This is a genomic window from Anaerobutyricum hallii DSM 3353, assembly GCF_000173975.1.
Lineage (GTDB): Bacteria > Bacillota > Clostridia > Lachnospirales > Lachnospiraceae > Anaerobutyricum > Anaerobutyricum hallii.
Genome location: NZ_ACEP01000036.1, coordinates 1 through 18,458, shown reverse-complemented (window position 1 = coordinate 18,458; position 18,458 = coordinate 1). Strand labels below are relative to the sequence as shown.

The following is an 18,458-nucleotide window of genomic DNA, read 5'->3' as shown; positions in this document are numbered from 1 at the left end:
CATAAATATACAAACTGATATCAGATGTATTCTTGGAATCTTAATCTGTCTGCTGATGAATTTTGCCTGGTCGGGCAGGAAAGATTCTGAGAGTGCATCAGCAATTATGGAGGGAATAACAAATGGAAAGACGTATTAACGGACACACAGGACTTTTAGCACTGTTTGGAACACCTGTAGGACATTCAGGATCACCTGCAATGTACAACTTCAGCTTTCAGCATGACGGACTTGACTATGCATATATGGCATTTGATGTAAATGTAGAGCAGATGCCAGCTGTATTTGACAGCATTCGCTTATTCAAGATGCGTGGTGGTAACTTTACAATGCCATGTAAGAACATTGCAGCAGAGTTAGTTGATAAATTATCTCCTGCAGCAGAGATTATCGGAGCTTGTAACGTATTCGTTAACGATGACGGAGTAATCACAGGACACATCACAGACGGTGTTGGTTTCGTAAAGAACCTTGAAGTTAATGGTGTTGACGTTAAAGGTAAGAAAACTGTTGTTCTTGGAGCGGGCGGAGCTGCTACAGCAATTCAGGTACAGCTTGCATTAGACGGAGCTTCTGAAGTTGCAATCTTCAACATTGATGACGAGTTCTACGCAAGAGCAGAGTCTACAAAAGAAAAACTTGCAACACGCTGCCCAGAATGTAAAGTAACTGTTGAGCATCTCGAAGACAAAGAAGCTCTTGCAGCAGCAGTAAACAATGCAGATATCGTAATCAATGCTACAATCATGGGAATGAAACCTCACGAAGACGTAACATTAATCGATAAATCTTTATTCCGCAAAGACTTAGTTGTTGCTGATACAGTTTACAATCCTGAAAAAACTAAGATGATTCTTGAAGCTGAAGAAGCTGGATGTCAGGCAATCGGTGGAAAAGGAATGCTCTTATATCAGGGTGTTGTTAACTACAGTCTGTTTACAGGAAAAGATTTCCCAATCGAGGAATATCAGAAATTCCAGGCAGAACAGGCAAAATAGTTCAAATTAAATGAATGCCAGAGGGGGGAGAGGAAAATCACCTCTTCTGGCAGGATGTTAATTAGTAGCACAAAACTACATTTAAAATTTCAGAGGAGAAAAGTATGAAAGCGAAAAAATATATCTGGTCAATGATCTGTGTGTACATGGCTTATTTGACACACGGTATGCAGGCACTTATTTTTTCACAGAATCAGGTAAACTTTGCAACTAAATGGGGATTTGATATGACTGATCCTTCTTCTGCAGCTTATGCAGCGGGTGTTGCAGCAGTTTCCACAGCAATCGCATGGACTGGATTTGGTAAATTCATTTCTGTATGGATTGGTGGAGAGATTTCTGACCGTGTCGGCCGTAAGAAGTTAATGATTGGTGGAGCAATTCTTTATATCATCTGCTTCGCAACAATGTTCGTAACAAACAATGCAACAGTTGCAGCTATCACTGGTTTATTAGGTGGTATCGCTACATCTGGGTTCTGGGATGCATCTGGATATCCAGCAGTACAGGAAGCATATCCTGCAGCACCAGGTTCCGCATTAATTATGATTAAGTTCTTCGTAGCTTTATCAAGTATCTTCTACCCACTGATCTGCGTACAGACAGCAGCAGCAGGTAACTGGAAGATCAACATTGTAATTCCTTTAGTATTATCTTGTGTTGTATTAGTATTTGCATGTATCGCAAGATTCGTTTATGATGATGAAAAAGCAGCAAACGCTGGTTCAGGAAGCGACAAGAGAGCTGACCAGGCTGAAATCGATGCAGCAAAAGCAAGACAGCTTGTTGCACCTGGAAAGTTTACAGCATTCCTCACATATTTCTATGCATTCTTAGTAATGGCAGTTATGTATGGTGCTCAGCAGTATACAAAGGCTTTCGGTCTTGCATACTGTGGACTTAGTGAAATGCAGGCAGCATCTATGACAACAATGTATCAGGTTGGTTCTATCGTTGCCGTAGCATTCTGGGCTGTAATGATGAGTAAGTTAAAATGGCATCCATTAAAAGTGTTAATCGTTGATGCGGTTATCACAGCAGGATCACTTTTAGCAGTACTTTTAGTACATCAGGTAGCAATCGTTTATATCGCAATCTTAATTCTTGGATTTGGTTGTGCAGGCGGTGCTTTACAGACAGGTCTTTCTGTATTACAGGAATTCGTACCTGGACCAAAAGGACGTAACACAGGTATCTACTATACATTCATGGGTGCTGCTTCTTATCTTATGCCTGTAATTGTAGCAAAATTAACAGTCATTTCCGGTGAAAGCAAAGCGGTATACACATTAATGACTCTTATGTTTATCTTAGCAGTTGTTCAGGTAGTAGCAACACTGTACCTCATCTTAAGATACAAGAAGGTATTTGGAACTACTCCATTAGCAAAAGCGGAATAAAGTTTAAGATAAATAGCTAAACAGCGATTTTAAAGTAATTATTTTAAATCCTTATGAAGTTGTTTTAAATAGTTATGGGAATTTAGATGATTACAACTAAAAATAAATGGTAATCAGCCTGTATATGGTTTATACTATATACAGGCTCACCATGTTTTTAGCTGTTTATTTTTTTAATATTGTTAGTTAAAAAATAAACAAAAATCTATTGAAACCTATAAATTCATAGAATATATCTATAAGTACTAACCGATGCACAAAAGGGGAGTCAGAACAAACGATAAATTTGTTATTTGTAAGTATTTTAGAAGATATCTATGGTAAATCTGTTGTAGTAATACACTGCTGTTTCAATTTTATTTTCTGAAAAACAGATGTAGACTGAAATAGATTTAAACAAAGGATAATTTTGTTTTTTGGTGTGTTAGTACACAAGTATTAGAAGAGGAGATATTATGAAGGTATTAAAGTGGCTGGATAACAATTTGGAACAGGCCATACTCCTGATTTTATTGTGTGGAATGACAATCGTTATGGGAGGGCAGATCATTGCCAGATATGCTTTTTCAGCTTCCCTGTCCTGGTCTGAGGAAATCACCAGATATATGTTTATTATTTCCGGTTTTATCAGTGCCAGTTATTGTATTAAACACGGATTATCCGTTAAGATTGACCAGTTAGTAGGTATGCTTCCGGGCAAAGGAGTACATTATATGCGGCTGGTAAGTTATCTTATACAGTTACTCTTTTTTGCTTATCTGGTTCCTTTTGCATGGAAATATGTAAAGGCAGGAATGGCAAGTGGACAGCTAAGTCCGGCTTGTGGAATTCCAATGTATCTGATTCAATCATTCACAGTAATCAGTTTTGTTTTATGCTGTATCCGTCTGATCCAGAAATTTATACAGCGAGTTGAAATCATCACAGGAAAAAGAGAAGCGGAGGAGAAATAAAGAATGTCACCATTAGTAGTATTTATATTATTCTTTGTATTTTTATTAATAGCGATTCCTATCTCTGTATCACTTGGTCTGGTTGCAGTATTACCGGGAGTATTTGATCCGTCTTTTACAGCGAGTGCTTCCTATGTTATCCGTTCTATGTTTGGTGGAATCGACAGTTTCCCACTCCTTGCAGTACCGATGTTTATTTTATCCGGTATCATTATGGCAAGAGGTGGAATCTCAAAAAGACTTTTTGATTTATTTTCATTTTTCATTGGAAAACGTACAGCAGGTCTGCCATGTGCGGCAGTAATAACCTGTCTGTTTTACGGAGCCATCTCCGGTTCAGGAATTGCCACAGTTGCCGCTGTGGGTAGTATGACAATTCCGCTGTTAGTAGAACTTGGCTACGATAAAAAGTTCTGTACTGCCTTAGTTGCAGTAGCAGGAAGTCTTGGTGTTATTATTCCGCCAAGTATCCCATTCATCATGTATGGTATGGCATCTGGAGCTTCTGTAAGTGACATTTTCCTTGCAGGTATCGTTCCAGGAGTTCTTATCGGACTGCTTTTAATGGTATATGCTGTATTTTACTGTAAGAAACATGGAGAAGATAAAGAAAAGATTAATGCAAAGATTGATGCCCTTCATGAACAGGGACTCTGGAAAGTATTTAAGAGCAGTTTCTTTGCAGTACTTTCCCCAGTCATCATCCTTGGCTGTATTTATTCTGGTGTTGCTTCTCCTACAGAGGCAGCCGTTATCTCTGTATTCTACTCACTGATTGTCAGTATTTTTATTTACAAATCACTTCCGATTAAGAAAGTTTATGATGTATTTGTAGAAGCAGTAAGAACATATGCGCCAATCTTATTTATTTTGGCAGCATCCATAGCATTCTCCAGAGTACTTACACTGATGCAGGTTCCACAGCTTATCAGTGGATGGATTCTTGCTCATTTTACAAGTAAGGTTGTTGTATTAATTGTAATCAACCTTGTATTATTACTTGTAGGTATGGTTATGGATACTACTCCTGCCATCCTTATCCTTACACCAATCCTTCTTCCAATTGTAGAGGGCTTTGGAATGAACCCAATTCATTTTGGTGTTATGATGGTTGTAAACTTAGCGATTGGTTTTGTTACACCACCAATCGGTGTAAACCTTTTCGTAGCAAGTTCTCTTACTGATATTCCTGTTGTGGATATCGCAAAAAGAGCAATGCCGCTCATTGGTTTCTTTTTAATTGCATTGTTACTTATTACATTTATTCCACAGATTAGTCTGTGTCTGCTTTAGGATAGGAAAGGAGAAGCAAAATGAAAGGAAAATTTACAAGCGTTATCCTTGCAGTTGTTCTTGTCGTTATTACTGTAGGAACTGTATTCTTCGGATATTCTAAGGCAAGTGGTAAGGCAGCAAAATCAAGCGTAGAAGGGGAGCAGAGATATGCATGGCCTCTGGCAACCTGTAGTACAGAAGATACTATTACACATATTTTTGCGACACAGTTTGCAAAAGAAGTAGAAAAACTCAGTGATGGTAAAATGAAAATCAATGTTTACCCACAGAGTACATTAGGTGGTGACCGAGAACTCATGGAGAGCTGTAAAGACGGAGACATCCCATTCGTTGTACAGTCTCCGGCACCACAGGTAAGTTTCATGCCGCAGCTTTGTGTATTTGATACTCCGTGTGTATTTGAGAACATTGATGATGCACGTAAAGCGATTGATAATGCTGATTTCCAGAAAGAAATTCAGAAAATTTATAAAGGTGCAGGCTATGATTTACTTGGAATCGCAGACCAGTGTTTTCGTGTAATGACCAGCGCCAAACCATTTACAGGAATAGAAAGCTTCAAAGGGCAGAAAATCCGTACAATGGAGAACGCATATCATCTTCAGTTCTGGAAACAGATGGGTGCTAATCCAACTCCAATGAGCTTCTCCGAAGTATACATCGGACTCCAGCAGGGAACAATCGATGCCCAGGAGAATGCCTACGAGATTATCGTAAGTGCAAAACTCTACGAACAGCAGAAATATTTAATCAGTACCAATGCCGTACCTGATTACACAACATTGATTGTCAGTGATGAATTCTATCAGGGACTGACAAAAGAACAGCAGAAGATTATTGATCAGGCTGCAGAAACAGCCCAAGAAAAAGCCCGTGAATCCGCCGATGACCGTCGTGTACAGCGGCAGAAGGTTCTTGAAGACGAAGGTATGCAGATTGTAGATGTAGACCAGAAAACCTGGAAACAAATGCAGGAAAAATGCCAGCCGGTATACGATTCCATCCGTAAACAGGCAGGAGATAAGCTTGTAGACCTTTATATGGGTAAATAGATAAATAGGAATTTGCCGCAGGCAAGGGAGACGCCCTCTTTTGATAAATAAAGCATATTTGTGACTTTAGTCGCTGCAGGTTGAATGTTCGCGTAAACGCGCTCACATCCAACCCTTGCTCCGAGGCCACAAATATGCTTTATTTATCAAAAGAGGGCTGTATTTTGGCTGGGGAGGAAATTGCTATTTATTATACATCTATTCCACATTCTCAAATATTTCTTCTAATGCCATTGTTATATGTGGAAAGTCTCGTAACGTGATTATTGTATCAGCGTTATACCCTTCTTCTTCCGTATCGTCCTGTAATATATAAAAATACTTTAATACATATGCGGAATCCTCCAGATAATATATTTCTACTGCCCGTTCTTTTGGTGACACGATCCAATATTCACTTACGCCTGCATTCTGGTATATGTCTTTCTTGATAGTCTTATCATTTAAGGCAGTCGCAGGCGATAAAGTCTCTACAATAAAACGTGGAACACCTGTATAAGCACTTTCTTTTAAATGTTTACGGTCATAAATAACCATAATATCAGGAATAACATAATCATCGTTCTCCTCTACATGGTACCTGTAATCAAGATTCTCCATAAAAGTAAGACACAAACTACCTTTAAATCCTTCTCGTAACTTTCCATATATATTTCCATTTACTATACTATGGCGATAATTAGCAGAAGGAGACATATTATATACTACACCATTTATTTTCTCCTGCTTAGTATAATCTTCTTTTAACTTTGGCATGTAATCCCTCCTCTCATGATATATATCTTTTGTTTATATAATAGTATATCAGTTTTATAAGACTCTGCACAAGAGCATCTTTTTGGGGTTCAACTGTATAGCTGGTCAAGTCACAAATACGGATTATTTGATTCTCAGGCTTCATCCGTTTCGTCAGCTTTACTCATCTAAGAAATGAAGTTTCTGTGAACTGTGGTAAAGATATTGACAGTGAGGGTGTTTTTTTATATAATAAACCTATCAAAATAGTAGGTTGAAACTGTTATGATAGAATAAAATCTATTGTAACAGTTTTTTTCTGCTTAAAAGAGTTTTAATTTCGCTTTTATAGACTTTAATTTTGAACATGAAGAAAATGATTATAATGATTATTTAGATTGAGAAATTTAAAGATTATTTTTGCAGAGTTTACTTATTGGAGTATTTTCAAACATAATTCAGAAAGGAGAAAATCATGGAACGCAGACAATTATATATTGACGGGATGACTTGTATAAATTGTCAGAAGAGGATAGAGAATTGTTTGAGAAAAAGAGTGGAGATTAAAGAAGCAGAGGTTTCCTATGAAACAGGGACGGCAGAGATTTTATATGATGCGAATAAAATTACGTTGCAGGAAATTATTCGTATCATAAATGGTTTAGGATATGATGCGAAGGCTGAGCCAAATTCCCGAAAAGATATCGCATTACGGGCAGTGCAGGAGCTGACTATAATTTTGGCAGTATTCTTCCTTTTACAGCATTTTGGAATACTGAATCGACTTGCACCAGATTCTCTGGCAGATGCAAGTATGAGTTATGGAATGCTTTTTGTGATAGGGATGGTTACTTCGGTACATTGTATTGCTATGTGTGGTGGGATTAACTTATCGCAGACATTACAGAGAGAGGCATCGAAAGATATTAGTCGAAAAATGTTCAAAAATACTTTGATGTACAATATGGGACGAGTTGTTTCATATACAGTCATTGGAGGAGTACTTGGTGCAATAGGAGGTCTGACCGGAATTGGTGGCAGTCTGCAATCATCTTCTTTATTACAGGGAAGTTTAAAATTATTTGCAGGAATCGTTATGATAATTATGGGAGTAAATATGCTTGGAATTTTTCAGGGGCTTAGAGGTTGCTTGAAAAATTATCCCAGTAAGCCACAAAAAATACAAGATGCATTTTTCTGTAAAAAACGGATTCTATTTCTGCATAAAATGCGAGTTCCAGTTTTCCATAAAAAACTGATTCCATTTGTTCATAAAAAAATATCAGGCGGAAGAAAAACACCATTTCTCATAGGAATATGTAACGGCTTTATGCCCTGCGGACCACTTCAGTCCATGCAGATCGTAGCGCTCGCATCTGGAAATATATTTACAGGAGCATTTTCTATGTTCTGTTTTAGCCTTGGTACAGTGCCGCTGATGTTGGGATTTGGCTCTGTAGTTTCTGCTCTTGGAAAGCATTTTACAAGACAGGTATTAAGAGTCGGAGCGATTCTTGTAGTAGTAATGGGTTTATCTATGATGATGCAGGGAACTTCATTGTCGGGACTTGATATAAAAGTTGCAAGTGTTTTTTCAACAAAAGAAAGCAAGCAGATGCAGGCAGATAATACAAATATAGCAGTGGAGAAAAATGGAGTGCAGTATGTTTCAAGCACCTTGGAATCCGGTCACTATCCAGATATCACAGTAAAAGCCGGTGAACCAGTGGAGTGGACAATCAAGGCTTCAGAAAAAAATATCAATGGATGTAATTACAAAATACTTTTACAGGATTTTAATCAGGAGCATACCTTTAAATCTGGTAGGAACGTAATCAAATTCACACCCGAAAAAGAAGGAACATATACCTATAGCTGCTGGATGGGAATGATTACAGGAAAAATATATGTGAAAAGCTGAAAGGATTTACCTATGAAAAAATATATTATGACTATAATGATGATGATAATATTATCACTGACAACTCTCTCAGGTTGTGGAAAAGAAAAAGCTAGCACAAGTGCATCAGGTGTAAATGCTACACAAAAAATAGCATCAGGAGAAAATTTGACAATACCAGTAAAAGAAATATCAGAAAAGGCTTCGTTTTACTCAGTAGAAGTAGACGGAACCCAGATGGAAGTCATCGCGGTAAAAGATTCCGATGGAAATATCCGTACTGCATTCAACACCTGCCAAATCTGCTATGATTCCGGTAATGGATATTATAAACAGGAAGATGATGAACTTGTATGTCAGAACTGCGGCAATTCCTTTACAATGAATCAGATCGGTGAAAGCGCAGGTGGATGTAATCCGTGGCCGATTCTGGAAGAAGATAAAACAGAAACAGATAGTGAGATAAAAATATCTTACGAATTTTTAAAAGAATCCTCAGATATTTTTGAAAACTGGAAAGTGAATTAGCTTCTGATTTGCGAAGCAAAACTCATGTGATTAGTATTTCGAACGATTTTTCAAAAATAAATTCATATTTGATTTGTTCAACTCGACAAATCAAATATGAATTTGGTTCCGAATTTCCAGAAGTTAGATGGTTATCTGAAACAGCATAACCATAAGTGGCATTGTAATAATAGCAAGAAGAGTAGTTACAACATTAATTGCACTGGCGTACTGTGAATCATTTCCATAAACCTGGCACATCTGTGTTACGATAGAAGCAGATGGTGTGATAATCGCAAGAAAAACGATAAGCATAATTTTAGGTCCGTTGGAAGAAAGTGAAGCAAGGTAGCTAAATTTTATAAGTACAAGTGCGATAGCCGGGACAACAATCAGACGTAAAAATGTAACAAAATAGACTCGCTTACTTGCAAAAATCTGTTTGAAATCCATTCCGGCAAAAAGCATACCAGTAACAATCATGCTTGCAGGGCCGATCATGCCTCCAACAGCACTTAATGTAGAGTTAATATCTTCAGGTAAATGTATTCTAGTCAGGAAAAGAACAATGCCAATTGCGATGGAAATCATATTAATATTTAATACAATCTTTCTCCAGTCATAAGTGGATTCCCGGCTGATAATTTTCTTGCAATGTGTCCATATAAAGACAAGCTGTACACTCATAAAAACACAGCCATAAAGAACCCATTCTTTTCCTAAAATAAACATCACGATTGGTACAATTAAGTTGCCGGAATTAGAATAATAGATTGAAGCAACTTCCACTTCATTCAAATGAAATACTTTTCCCAAAATAGAAACAATAATCAAAAGAATTACCTGTGTCATAACAGAACCAGCAAGGGCAATAAGAAGTCCTTTTACTGTCTGCGGTGTGTAATCTACCTGAAAAGCATTAATGATTACACAGGGAATAATAAGATAAAGTACAATTATTGATAGAATCTTACTGTCTTCTGAGTTTAAAAGTTTTGCTTTTACAATTAAAAATCCCATGAAAATCATAAGAAAAAGCTGTATGATCTGTTCCATGAGAAGAATGCTGATATGCATGAAATCATCTCCTAATCTTTATATATCATAGCCAAAAGTATTATATAACACTTTGGGGATTCTGTCCTTAATAAATTACTATTTAAGAAGTAGGTTAAGAATGCTATAATTTTATTTAAAGACCATGAGGAGGAAACAGTAATGAATTTCACAACACTTTGTTATATAGAAAAAGAAAATCAATATCTAATGCTTCATCGAGTATCAAAAAAGAAAGATGGGAATAAAGACAAATGGATTGGGGTAGGAGGACATTTTGAAGAAGGCGAAAGTCCAGAAGATTGTCTTTTAAGGGAAGTAAGAGAAGAAACAGGATTAGAACTGGTTAATTATCAATTCCGTGGAATTGTGACGTTTATCTCTGATAAATGGGAAGATGAATACATGTGTCTCTACACTGCAGATAAATATATCGGAGAAATCGGAGTATGCGATGAGGGAGAACTTGTCTGGGTAGAAAAGGACAAAATTAAAGATTTAAATATATGGGAAGGTGATAAAATTTTTTTAAGACTCCTCGCAGAAAATGAACTATTTTTTTCACTCAAATTAGAATATCAGGGAGAAAATCTTATAAATGCGATATTAAATGGAAAAGAATATAATTAAGAGGCTGTAAAGACAGGAAATAGTTTTTAACCTACTCATCCCAAACGTGACCTCGGAGCAAGTGCTGGATGCGAGCGCTTAAGCGAACATCCAACACGCCGCGACTAAAGTCACATTTGGGATGAGTAGATGGTTCTATTTTTGTCTATTTAGACAAGCAAATTAGATTTTATAAAAATCCCTTCTGCTCTAATGTGAAGACAATGTTACGTCCTTCGAATGTACCGTCAATGATACGTCTTGCTCTTACACTGTCACCGATATTTTCAACACGAACGTTAGTGTCTTTATAAGCTTTGGATACTTCTTCGTAAACTTTGCTCTGCGCTTTCATACCAAGACATACGAATCCATGATCGAATGGAAGCTCGTAAACTTCGCCTTCAGGACTCTTAACAACGAAGCAGTCTTCTTTTACTTCCTGGAGAGCTGTGCTTGTAAGCTGGTTTACATTGTATTTTTCCATCATGCACTTTGTATCGTTCTTTGTTACAGGGTCAAGGTCACGTCCGATTGCTGGCATCATTTCAACGATGGATACTTCAGCACCTCTTGGAGCGAAGAATTCTACTACGTCAAGACCTACAGCACCACCACCGATTACAACAACTTTCTGACCTGTCATATCTTCTGGGTAGTCTGGTACATGTTTGATCATGCTTAAGATAGATTCAACTTTTCCGCCTTCTTTATCAATGTTCTCATGAAGTCCTGAGATAGGTGGGAGAAGAGGAGCAGAACCAGTAGCACAGATGATGATGTGTGGGTTGAATTTTTCGATTACTTCAAGAGTAGCTTCTACGTTCTTGAAAATGTAAAGGTTATCAAGAGCTGCAGCGCGTCTCTGAAGATATACAGGAAAATCATTTAAACGGTGTTTTGCAGGAATCTTGGAGATTTCTGTAGCAAGTCCGCCGAGAACATCTTTTTTCTCAAGAAGGAATGTAGTACATCCAACTTCTGCTGCAGAACAAGCTGCTTCAAGACCAGCAGTACCACCACCGATTACAACCACGTTACAGTTCTTGTTTACTTTACGTCCAAGATGTGTGTCTCCTTCAAGAACAGATGGGTTAACTGTACAACGGATAGGTCTGTTTCCACCGATACGGTTACCAGCACATCCGATGTTACAGGAAATACATTTTCTAAGCATACATTCCTGGTCGTTTGCTACTTTATGAACCCAGTTAGGTTCAGCGATAAGTCCACGTCCCATACCGATTAAGTCACAGTCACCTCTTGCAAGAGTATCTTCTACAACCTGAGGGTCACGATAGTTACCCATGGAGATAACTGGCTTGCCGAATTTCTCTTTTACAGCCTTAGCCATGTAAGATCTCCAGCCATCTTTCATGTAGTTCGCATCAATCTGGTACTGGATAGAATCGTTAAGGCCACAAGATACGTCAAAGATATCTACTTCATCATTTAAATATTCAAGATATTTTAAGGTATCTTCTAATGTATTTCCACCTTTAACGAACTCATCAGCGGAAAGTCTTAACATGATTGGCATATGAGGTCCAATCTGGCTTCTTACTTCATCAATGATCATACGGCAGAAACGAGTTCTGTTTTCGATGCTTCCACCAAATTCATCTGTTCTGTCATTGTATACAGGGGAGAGGAACTGGCTGATTAAGTAAGAATGTCCAGCGTGGATTTCAACAGCGTCGAATCCAGCAGTCTGTGCACGCTTAGCAGCTTCTCCGTATTTCTTTACGATAGCGAGAATCTCGTCTTTTGTTAATGGACGAGGAGTAGCTCCGCCTGTCTTAGATGGAATATTAGATGCGGATACTGGCTGAAGTCCACCGATACGGGAAGACATTGCAGAAGCACCTGCATGGTTAATCTGGATAGAAACTTTTGTTCCATAACGATGCATATCTTCGCAGAACTTGTAAAGACGTGGAAGATAGTTATCATGATCGATACGAAGCTGTGTAGTACCGTTAGAACCCTGTGGGAAATCAACGTTTGCATTTTCAACGATTAGGAGACCTGTGCCGCCCTTTGCACGCTGTCTATAGTAATCGATGTGAAGAAAACTCATTTCACCATTCTGCTCGCCATAGTTTGTTCCCATTGGCATCATACAGATTCTGTTTTTGATTGTCATTGTGCGAACTGTTAATGGCTCAAAAATATGTGTATACTTGTCTTTCATTATGAAACCCTCCTAAAAATTATTGTCATTCGTAGTACAAAAAATTGAGTTAAAAATACTAGTTAAACATACTATTTTAACGGTGTTCAATAACTCTATTATACGTACTATTGAGGAGGATTATCAATCGAAAACACTATGTAGATTGATAGAAGTTATCTATTAAATTCATTAGAGAACAGACGCCCGAGAAGAGAATCGATGCCCTATATTTGTGACTTTAGTCGCGGCGGTTTAAATGCTCGCTTTATGCGTTCGCATCTAAATCTTGCTCCGAGTCCACAAATATAGGGTATCGATTCTCTTCTCGGGCTGTCTTTGGCTGGATTTTGTTTGAATTAAATAGGGCTTGCGGGGATTTGTGGGAGAGAGTAGAAATTTTCTGCTTGCTCTGAAATTATTGTGAACAGATGCTTTGCATTTAAATTGAAGTTATAAAGGTTGAAAAGGAAAATTGAAGCTTGCTTCTTGCTCCAATATAATATAGTCAAGTCAAATCATCCCTCTATTCCCAGTCATTCTCGAGTAAGCAGAAGACATCAGCTTCTGTCCCCAAATCCCCTCCCCCTGTTTAATTCACTTTCTCCAGCCACAGCACAGAAGCCAGTGAACTTCATAAGCCATATTTGTGGTCTCGGAGCAAGTGTTGGATGCGAGCGTGTGGAGCGAACATTCAACACGCCGCGACTAAAAGCACAAATATGGCTTATGAAGTTCACTGGCTTCGTCTGTAGTTCGCTTAATGAATTAAATCGTAACAAAAAAGGAGTAAAGTTCTAAAAAATGTGGTATCATAAGGGACAACCATTTTTAACAGAGATAAAGTAGAATGAAATAAAAACAGGAGGAAAAATTATGGCAATAATAAATCTTACGAAAGAAACTTTTAAACAGCAGATTTCAGAAGTAGATAAGCCAGTTATTGTAGATTTCTGGGCTCCATGGTGTACGTATTGTCGAAGAATCGCACCGGCTTTTGATAAGATTGCAAGTCAGCAGGAGGACAAGCTTATTTTTGCTAAATTAGATATTGATGATGCAGCGGAAATTGCGGAAGAGTATGGTGTTGATACAATTCCAACTCTTATTATATTTAAGAATGGTGAGGTTTTCGGAAGTATTGTTGCACCGGATTCTAAGGCGAAGATTGAGGCATTTATCGAGGAAAATTTATAATTTATGATAGGAAGGAAGAAATACAATGGAAAAGATATATGATGTAGTAATTATCGGAGGAGGTCCGGGTGGATATACATCAGCTCTGTATTGTGCGAGAGCCGGACTTAGCACAATGGTTCTTGAAAAGCTGTCTGCCGGAGGGCAGATGGCACTCACTTCTCAGATTGATAATTATCCAGGATTTGAGGAAGGAATTGATGGATTTAGCCTTGCAGAAAAGATGGAGCAGGGCGCAGAACGCTTTGGCGCGGAGACAGAGCTTGCAGAAGTGCTGAGTGTTGATTTCTCTAATGATATTAAAATAGTAGAAAGCAGTGAAGGAACATTTAAGGCAAAGACAGTAATTATCGCTACCGGTGCTGTACCGAGAGAACTTGGAGTTCCGGGAGAAAAGGAACTGGTTGGCCGTGGTGTCGGATATTGTGCAACTTGTGACGGTATGTTTTACAGAAATAAGACTGTTATGGTTGTCGGCGGCGGCAATACTGCGGCAGCGGATGCGATGACTTTATCAAGAATCTGTGAAAAGGTTATCCTTGTTCACAGAAGAGATTCCCTTCGTGCCACAAAGATATACCACAAGCAGTTAGAAGAAACTGAGAATATTGAATTTTACTGGAATACAACAGTCAGTGAATTTTTATATGAGAAAAAACTTACTGGAGCGAAACTGCATAATGTAAAGACAGGAGAAGATACAGAGATTTCTGTAGACGGTGCATTTATCAGTATCGGAAGAAAGCCAGCATCTGAGCTGTTCGAAGGGATTCTTGATATGGATGAGGCGGGCTATATTGTAGCAGACGAATCTACAAGAACAAATATACCGGGTGTATTTGCCATCGGAGATGTCCGTACAAAGGCACTTCGTCAGGTTGTGACTGCTGTAGCGGATGGTGCGACAGCCTCACATTATATTGAGGAATATTTGGCTCACCAGATATAAGAAAAAGATATAGAAACGAAAATAAATGTAAATGTCAGAATCAGGTATAATATAATAAGGATGTCTGAGCATTCTTGAATTCTAAAATAGTAAATGTTATAAAGAAGGGAGAGCTGATATTTTTAATGGAAAAAGAAACAAAAAAAAGTCTTTTACTTATCACATTTGGAGTAGTACTATTTGCCCTGCTCATGCATTTTTCAGAAGTAATTAAGATACTGCAAAGAGGAGTGTCACTGACTCTGCCTATTATGGTAGGTCTGATTCTTGCTTTCGTCTTAAATGTACCAATGAAAATGTTTGAGAGGCTTTTTGCAAAATTAAAAAAGAAATATCCACAATTAAAGAAAATACCAGTAACAAGCCTCAGTTTATTTGCAACATTAGCGTGCATCGTCCTTTTAATCGGAATCGTGTATACGATGTTCGTGCCAGGACTTGTTGCCTCGGTAAGAAGCATTTACAATGTTTTTATGGAAAATATGCCAAAGTGGTTATCCTGGCTGCGAAGTAATGGAATGGATACTGCATGGATTTCCAGAGAGGTTACTTCCTGGGATTTCAATAAGCTGCTGACTCAGATAACCGGCAATGTAGGCAATGTGGGAAATGCTCTTGGAAAAGTAGTAGATGCGACAACGTCCGCCTTTGGTGTGGCAATGAATGTAATGATGGGATTTATTATCGCTATCTATGTATTATTAAGCAAAGTATCTCTAACAAGACAATGTAAAAAAATGATTTATGCCCACTTATCAAAAAATCATGCTGATAAGATTTGTTACATATCAAGCCTTGTCAATGAAACATATTCCAAGTTTTTTTCTGGTCAGTGCATAGAGGCAGTTATCCTCGGATTATTAATATTCATTGCATTTACCGTATTCCGCCTGCCATACGCAAACCTGATTGCCGTACTGACAGCAATCCTTTCCTTTATTCCATACATTGGAGCATTTGCTTCCTGCTTTATTGGAGCATTGCTCATTGTAATGGTAGATCCGTGGAAGGGGCTGTTGAGCATTGTCGTATATCAGGTCGTTCAGTTTATTGAAAACCAGTTCATCTACCCAAGAGTAGTTGGCGGTTCTGTAGGACTCGCACCACTTTGGACATTAAGTGCAGCGTTGATTGGCGGTAATCTTTTTGGAGCTATTGGGATGATATTTGCGATACCGGTCACGGCGGTGTTGTATGTGCTGCTCAAAGATGATGCAAATCGGAGACTGCAGAGAAAGAAGATAGATATATAAATAGAAATTTGCCGCAGGCAAAAAGACGCCCCCGAAGAGAGTCTAACCCCTATATTTGTGATTTTAGTCGCGGCGGTTTGAATGCTCGCTTTAAGCGCTCGCATCCAAACCTTGCTCCGAGGCCACAAATATAGGGGTTAGACTCTCTTCGGGGGCTGTGCTTTGGTTGTGGAAGGAAAATTGCTATTTATTGTTGGAGTGATTTGGGAAATCGCCAGAAGGTTTTGGCTTTCTGTGGAGTTGTTTTTTGAAGGATTGACCCGAATTATTGTTGTAGTATGCTGAAAACATATTAAAACAGAAAGCATTTTTCAAACACGCTCTAGTTCTTGACATTTATATTTAAAACCTTTATATTTAAGTAAATGCTTAATTAAGTAAATGCTTTATTTTGGAGGAGAAAATGACAGATATCGAATTACTGCATACTATTACTATGCCAACACGGTACCAGATTCTTATGCTTTTACTGGAACATCATTACTGTGGGAAAGCATTGGCTGCGAAGATTGGAATCAGTGAAGCAGCAATATCACAGCATCTACAGATATTAAAAGATTGTGGAATAGTGACGGGACAAAGGATTGACCGTCAAATGCATTATCAGGTTAATACAGAACTTCTGATACAGAGTGTTGGTATTTTTCATCAGAAAGTATTGGAGAAGAGTGAACATATGCCAAATAGAGATTACTGTGATTGTGAGCTTGCTGAGTTTTGTAGTCGGAAGGGAGATGTAAAGAAGTAATGAGAGAGAATAAAGACTATCTGATTACAGAAAAACCATCGAGAGCTTTACTTATTTTTTCGATTCCGATGATTATTGGAAATCTGTTTCAACAGGCATATACAATTGTAGATTCTGCTATAGTGGGACGTTATGTAGGAGAAACAGCTTTAGCTGCTGTTGGCGCATCTTATGCTCTGACAAGTATATTTATTTGTATTGCCATTGGAGGTGGTATTGGTGCATCTGTTATTATCAGCCATCACTTTGGTGGACATAATTATGGACGTATGAAGACTGGTATTCGTACTGCGTTACTTTCATTTCTTTTCATTAGTTTGATACTTGGAGGCATTGGATTGATTTTCAGCCAGCAAATTATGGAGGTTTTAAATACACCGGCAGATGCAATAGATATTGCTGTAACTTATTTGAATATTTATTTTTTGGGACTGCCATTCTTATTTATGTACAACATTCTTTCTTCGATGTTTAATGCACTTGGAGAATCACGCATTCCGTTGTATTTACTGATTTTTTCTTCTGTATTGAATATTTTTCTGGATTTATATATGGTGGCAGTATTGAATTTAGGTGTGGCTGGTGCAGCATATGCAACGTTTATTGCTCAGGGAATTTCAGCAGTTTTATCTTTGATTATTTTTATTGTTACGCTTCAAAAGTTACCGGGAAAAGCTGAGGGCTGGCTGAGCAAAACAGAATTTTCTGATATGTCCAGGATTGCGTTGCCATCTATCCTTCAACAGTCTACGGTTTCTATTGGCATGATGCTAGTTCAGTCAGTGGTAAATAGCTTTGGGACACAAATTCTTGCTGGATTCTCTGCTGCGATGCGAATAGAATCTCTTTGTGTTGTACCAATGTCAGCAATAGGTAATGCAATGTCTTCTTACACTGCACAAAATATTGGTGCAGAAAAAGAGGAGCGAATCTCACAAGGTTACCGGATGGGCAATTTCATGATTATTGTTATAGCGGTTATTTTGTGTTTATTCCTCGAAATAGCCCATAAGCCTCTGATTGCCTTGTTTTTAGATAATGCAGCATCATCACAGACGATTGTTACTGGAGAAAGTTATCTGAAATTTATTGGTTTCTTCTTTTGTATGATTGGATTTAAAATGGCTGTCGATGGTATTTTGCGGGGAGCAGGAGCAGTGAGAGTTTTTACTATTGCGAACCTGGTAAATCTAACATTGCGAGTTACCATTGCAAAATTCGGAGCTCCAATTTGGGGAGTTTCTATGGTATGGTATGCAGTACCGCTTGGCTGGCTTGCCAACTTTCTGATTTCCTATGGATATTACAGAACTGGAAAGTGGAAAGAAGCTGTTTCAAAAACGGTAGATTAGATGAGGAAAGCTCGAAATCCCATCCCCTATATTTGTGACTAAAGTCACAAATATAGGGGATGGGATTTCTTTGTGGATGTCCGTCCCGCTGCGTAAGTCAGGATTTTTATTCTCTTACAGCAAGAAGACTCCGACCTCTAAGGTGGGAGATGAATTGCGTCTGTTACCTACTTGATAGAGCATCCTAATTATAGTATAGTATCTTTAGTCGAATAATAAAAAATTGAGATAATAATGTACATTTAGTATTCTTACTATACTAGCATTGTGTGCTTGTAGT

16 protein-coding genes are annotated in these 18,458 nt (G+C 38.1%); 13 read left to right on the top strand and 3 right to left on the bottom strand.

The window, feature by feature from the left end; translation table 11 throughout:
* The first annotated feature begins 122 nt into the window (after nucleotides 1–122).
* From EUBHAL_RS03010 to EUBHAL_RS02990, 5 genes are all read left to right on the top strand, one after another.
* A complete protein-coding gene (locus EUBHAL_RS03010; RefSeq protein WP_005344702.1) occupies nucleotides 123–998 on the top strand; it encodes a shikimate dehydrogenase in 876 nt (291 codons plus the stop codon).
* 104 nt (nucleotides 999–1,102) lie between these two features.
* Nucleotides 1,103–2,398, top strand: coding sequence for an MFS transporter (locus EUBHAL_RS03005; RefSeq protein WP_005344700.1), 1,296 nt, complete (start codon nucleotides 1,103–1,105; stop codon nucleotides 2,396–2,398).
* 455 nt (nucleotides 2,399–2,853) lie between these two features.
* Entirely contained in the window at nucleotides 2,854–3,351 is a 498-nt protein-coding gene (locus EUBHAL_RS03000) for a TRAP transporter small permease (protein ID WP_005344692.1), read from the top strand.
* 3 nt (nucleotides 3,352–3,354) lie between these two features.
* Complete coding sequence (locus tag EUBHAL_RS02995; protein ID WP_005344689.1) at nucleotides 3,355–4,644, top strand: TRAP transporter large permease; 1,290 nt, start codon at nucleotides 3,355–3,357, stop codon at nucleotides 4,642–4,644.
* Between the two features lie 20 nt (nucleotides 4,645–4,664).
* Complete coding sequence (locus EUBHAL_RS02990) at nucleotides 4,665–5,699, top strand: TRAP transporter substrate-binding protein (RefSeq protein WP_005344688.1); 1,035 nt, start codon at nucleotides 4,665–4,667, stop codon at nucleotides 5,697–5,699.
* Nucleotides 5,700–5,897: 198 nt separating this feature from the next.
* On the opposite strand, the gene EUBHAL_RS02985 is transcribed toward EUBHAL_RS02990, so the two are convergent.
* The gene (locus EUBHAL_RS02985) at nucleotides 5,898–6,455 is read right to left on the bottom strand and encodes a Uma2 family endonuclease (protein WP_005344687.1); all 558 of its coding nucleotides are present in this window, start codon (nucleotides 6,453–6,455) and stop codon (nucleotides 5,898–5,900) included.
* Nucleotides 6,456–6,909: 454 nt separating this feature from the next.
* On the opposite strand from EUBHAL_RS02985, the gene EUBHAL_RS02980 reads away from it, so the two are divergent.
* Both EUBHAL_RS02980 and EUBHAL_RS02975 read left to right on the top strand, forming a co-directional pair.
* A complete protein-coding gene (locus tag EUBHAL_RS02980; RefSeq protein ID WP_005344686.1) occupies nucleotides 6,910–8,355 on the top strand; it encodes an urease accessory protein UreH domain-containing protein in 1,446 nt (481 codons plus the stop codon).
* A gap of 36 nt (nucleotides 8,356–8,391) precedes the next feature.
* Complete coding sequence (locus tag EUBHAL_RS02975) at nucleotides 8,392–8,862, top strand: DUF2318 domain-containing protein (protein ID WP_242648729.1); 471 nt, start codon at nucleotides 8,392–8,394, stop codon at nucleotides 8,860–8,862.
* 123 nt (nucleotides 8,863–8,985) lie between these two features.
* Here the strand turns inward: EUBHAL_RS02975 and EUBHAL_RS02970 are convergent, their stop codons facing one another.
* Entirely contained in the window at nucleotides 8,986–9,918 is a 933-nt protein-coding gene (locus EUBHAL_RS02970; RefSeq protein ID WP_005344684.1) for an AEC family transporter, read from the bottom strand.
* Between the two features lie 141 nt (nucleotides 9,919–10,059).
* On the opposite strand from EUBHAL_RS02970, the gene EUBHAL_RS02965 reads away from it, so the two are divergent.
* Nucleotides 10,060–10,527: an NUDIX hydrolase gene (locus EUBHAL_RS02965; protein ID WP_005344683.1), complete on the top strand. Its 468-nt coding sequence runs from the start codon at nucleotides 10,060–10,062 to the stop codon at nucleotides 10,525–10,527.
* A gap of 169 nt (nucleotides 10,528–10,696) precedes the next feature.
* On the opposite strand, the gene EUBHAL_RS02960 is transcribed toward EUBHAL_RS02965, so the two are convergent.
* On the bottom strand, nucleotides 10,697–12,700 hold the full coding sequence (locus EUBHAL_RS02960) for an oxidoreductase (RefSeq protein WP_005344681.1): 2,004 nt from the start codon (nucleotides 12,698–12,700) through the stop codon (nucleotides 10,697–10,699).
* An 855-nt stretch (nucleotides 12,701–13,555) separates the two neighbouring features.
* Between EUBHAL_RS02960 and trxA the strand changes: the two genes are divergently transcribed.
* The 5 genes from trxA (at nucleotide 13,556) to EUBHAL_RS02935 (ending at nucleotide 18,178) form a co-directional block, all read left to right on the top strand.
* Entirely contained in the window at nucleotides 13,556–13,876 is a 321-nt protein-coding gene (gene trxA, locus EUBHAL_RS02955) for a thioredoxin (protein WP_005344679.1), read from the top strand.
* Between the two features lie 25 nt (nucleotides 13,877–13,901).
* Nucleotides 13,902–14,825, top strand: a complete 924-nt coding sequence (gene trxB / locus EUBHAL_RS02950) for a thioredoxin-disulfide reductase (RefSeq protein WP_005344677.1) — start codon at nucleotides 13,902–13,904, stop codon at nucleotides 14,823–14,825.
* A gap of 125 nt (nucleotides 14,826–14,950) precedes the next feature.
* Nucleotides 14,951–16,078 (top strand): AI-2E family transporter, encoded by a 1,128-nt coding sequence (locus EUBHAL_RS02945; RefSeq protein ID WP_044921692.1) that lies wholly within the window; start codon nucleotides 14,951–14,953, stop codon nucleotides 16,076–16,078.
* Nucleotides 16,079–16,481: 403 nt separating this feature from the next.
* The gene (locus EUBHAL_RS02940) at nucleotides 16,482–16,826 is read left to right on the top strand and encodes an ArsR/SmtB family transcription factor (protein WP_005344664.1); all 345 of its coding nucleotides are present in this window, start codon (nucleotides 16,482–16,484) and stop codon (nucleotides 16,824–16,826) included.
* Nucleotides 16,826–18,178, top strand: a complete 1,353-nt coding sequence (locus tag EUBHAL_RS02935; RefSeq protein ID WP_005344657.1) for an MATE family efflux transporter — start codon at nucleotides 16,826–16,828, stop codon at nucleotides 18,176–18,178. Before EUBHAL_RS02940 ends, EUBHAL_RS02935 begins: the two co-directional genes overlap by 1 nt.
* Nucleotides 18,179–18,458: the final 280 nt, after the last annotated feature.

What these genes read in the sequence shown, in the direction of transcription:
- EUBHAL_RS03010 (WP_005344702.1), top strand. Translation starts at nt 123, where the DNA reads ATGGAAAGACGTATTAACGGACACACAGGACTTTTAGCACTGTTTGGA.
- EUBHAL_RS03005 (WP_005344700.1), top strand. Translation starts at nt 1,103, where the DNA reads ATGAAAGCGAAAAAATATATCTGGTCAATGATCTGTGTGTACATGGCT.
- EUBHAL_RS03000 (WP_005344692.1), top strand. Translation starts at nt 2,854, where the DNA reads ATGAAGGTATTAAAGTGGCTGGATAACAATTTGGAACAGGCCATACTC.
- EUBHAL_RS02995 (WP_005344689.1), top strand. Translation starts at nt 3,355, where the DNA reads ATGTCACCATTAGTAGTATTTATATTATTCTTTGTATTTTTATTAATA.
- EUBHAL_RS02990 (WP_005344688.1), top strand. Translation starts at nt 4,665, where the DNA reads ATGAAAGGAAAATTTACAAGCGTTATCCTTGCAGTTGTTCTTGTCGTT.
- EUBHAL_RS02985 (WP_005344687.1), bottom strand. Translation starts at nt 6,455, where the DNA reads ATGCCAAAGTTAAAAGAAGATTATACTAAGCAGGAGAAAATAAATGGT.
- EUBHAL_RS02980 (WP_005344686.1), top strand. Translation starts at nt 6,910, where the DNA reads ATGGAACGCAGACAATTATATATTGACGGGATGACTTGTATAAATTGT.
- EUBHAL_RS02975 (WP_242648729.1), top strand. Translation starts at nt 8,392, where the DNA reads ATGATGATGATAATATTATCACTGACAACTCTCTCAGGTTGTGGAAAA.
- EUBHAL_RS02970 (WP_005344684.1), bottom strand. Translation starts at nt 9,918, where the DNA reads ATGCATATCAGCATTCTTCTCATGGAACAGATCATACAGCTTTTTCTT.
- EUBHAL_RS02965 (WP_005344683.1), top strand. Translation starts at nt 10,060, where the DNA reads ATGAATTTCACAACACTTTGTTATATAGAAAAAGAAAATCAATATCTA.
- EUBHAL_RS02960 (WP_005344681.1), bottom strand. Translation starts at nt 12,700, where the DNA reads ATGAAAGACAAGTATACACATATTTTTGAGCCATTAACAGTTCGCACA.
- trxA (WP_005344679.1), top strand. Translation starts at nt 13,556, where the DNA reads ATGGCAATAATAAATCTTACGAAAGAAACTTTTAAACAGCAGATTTCA.
- trxB (WP_005344677.1), top strand. Translation starts at nt 13,902, where the DNA reads ATGGAAAAGATATATGATGTAGTAATTATCGGAGGAGGTCCGGGTGGA.
- EUBHAL_RS02945 (WP_044921692.1), top strand. Translation starts at nt 14,951, where the DNA reads ATGGAAAAAGAAACAAAAAAAAGTCTTTTACTTATCACATTTGGAGTA.
- EUBHAL_RS02940 (WP_005344664.1), top strand. Translation starts at nt 16,482, where the DNA reads ATGACAGATATCGAATTACTGCATACTATTACTATGCCAACACGGTAC.
- EUBHAL_RS02935 (WP_005344657.1), top strand. Translation starts at nt 16,826, where the DNA reads ATGAGAGAGAATAAAGACTATCTGATTACAGAAAAACCATCGAGAGCT.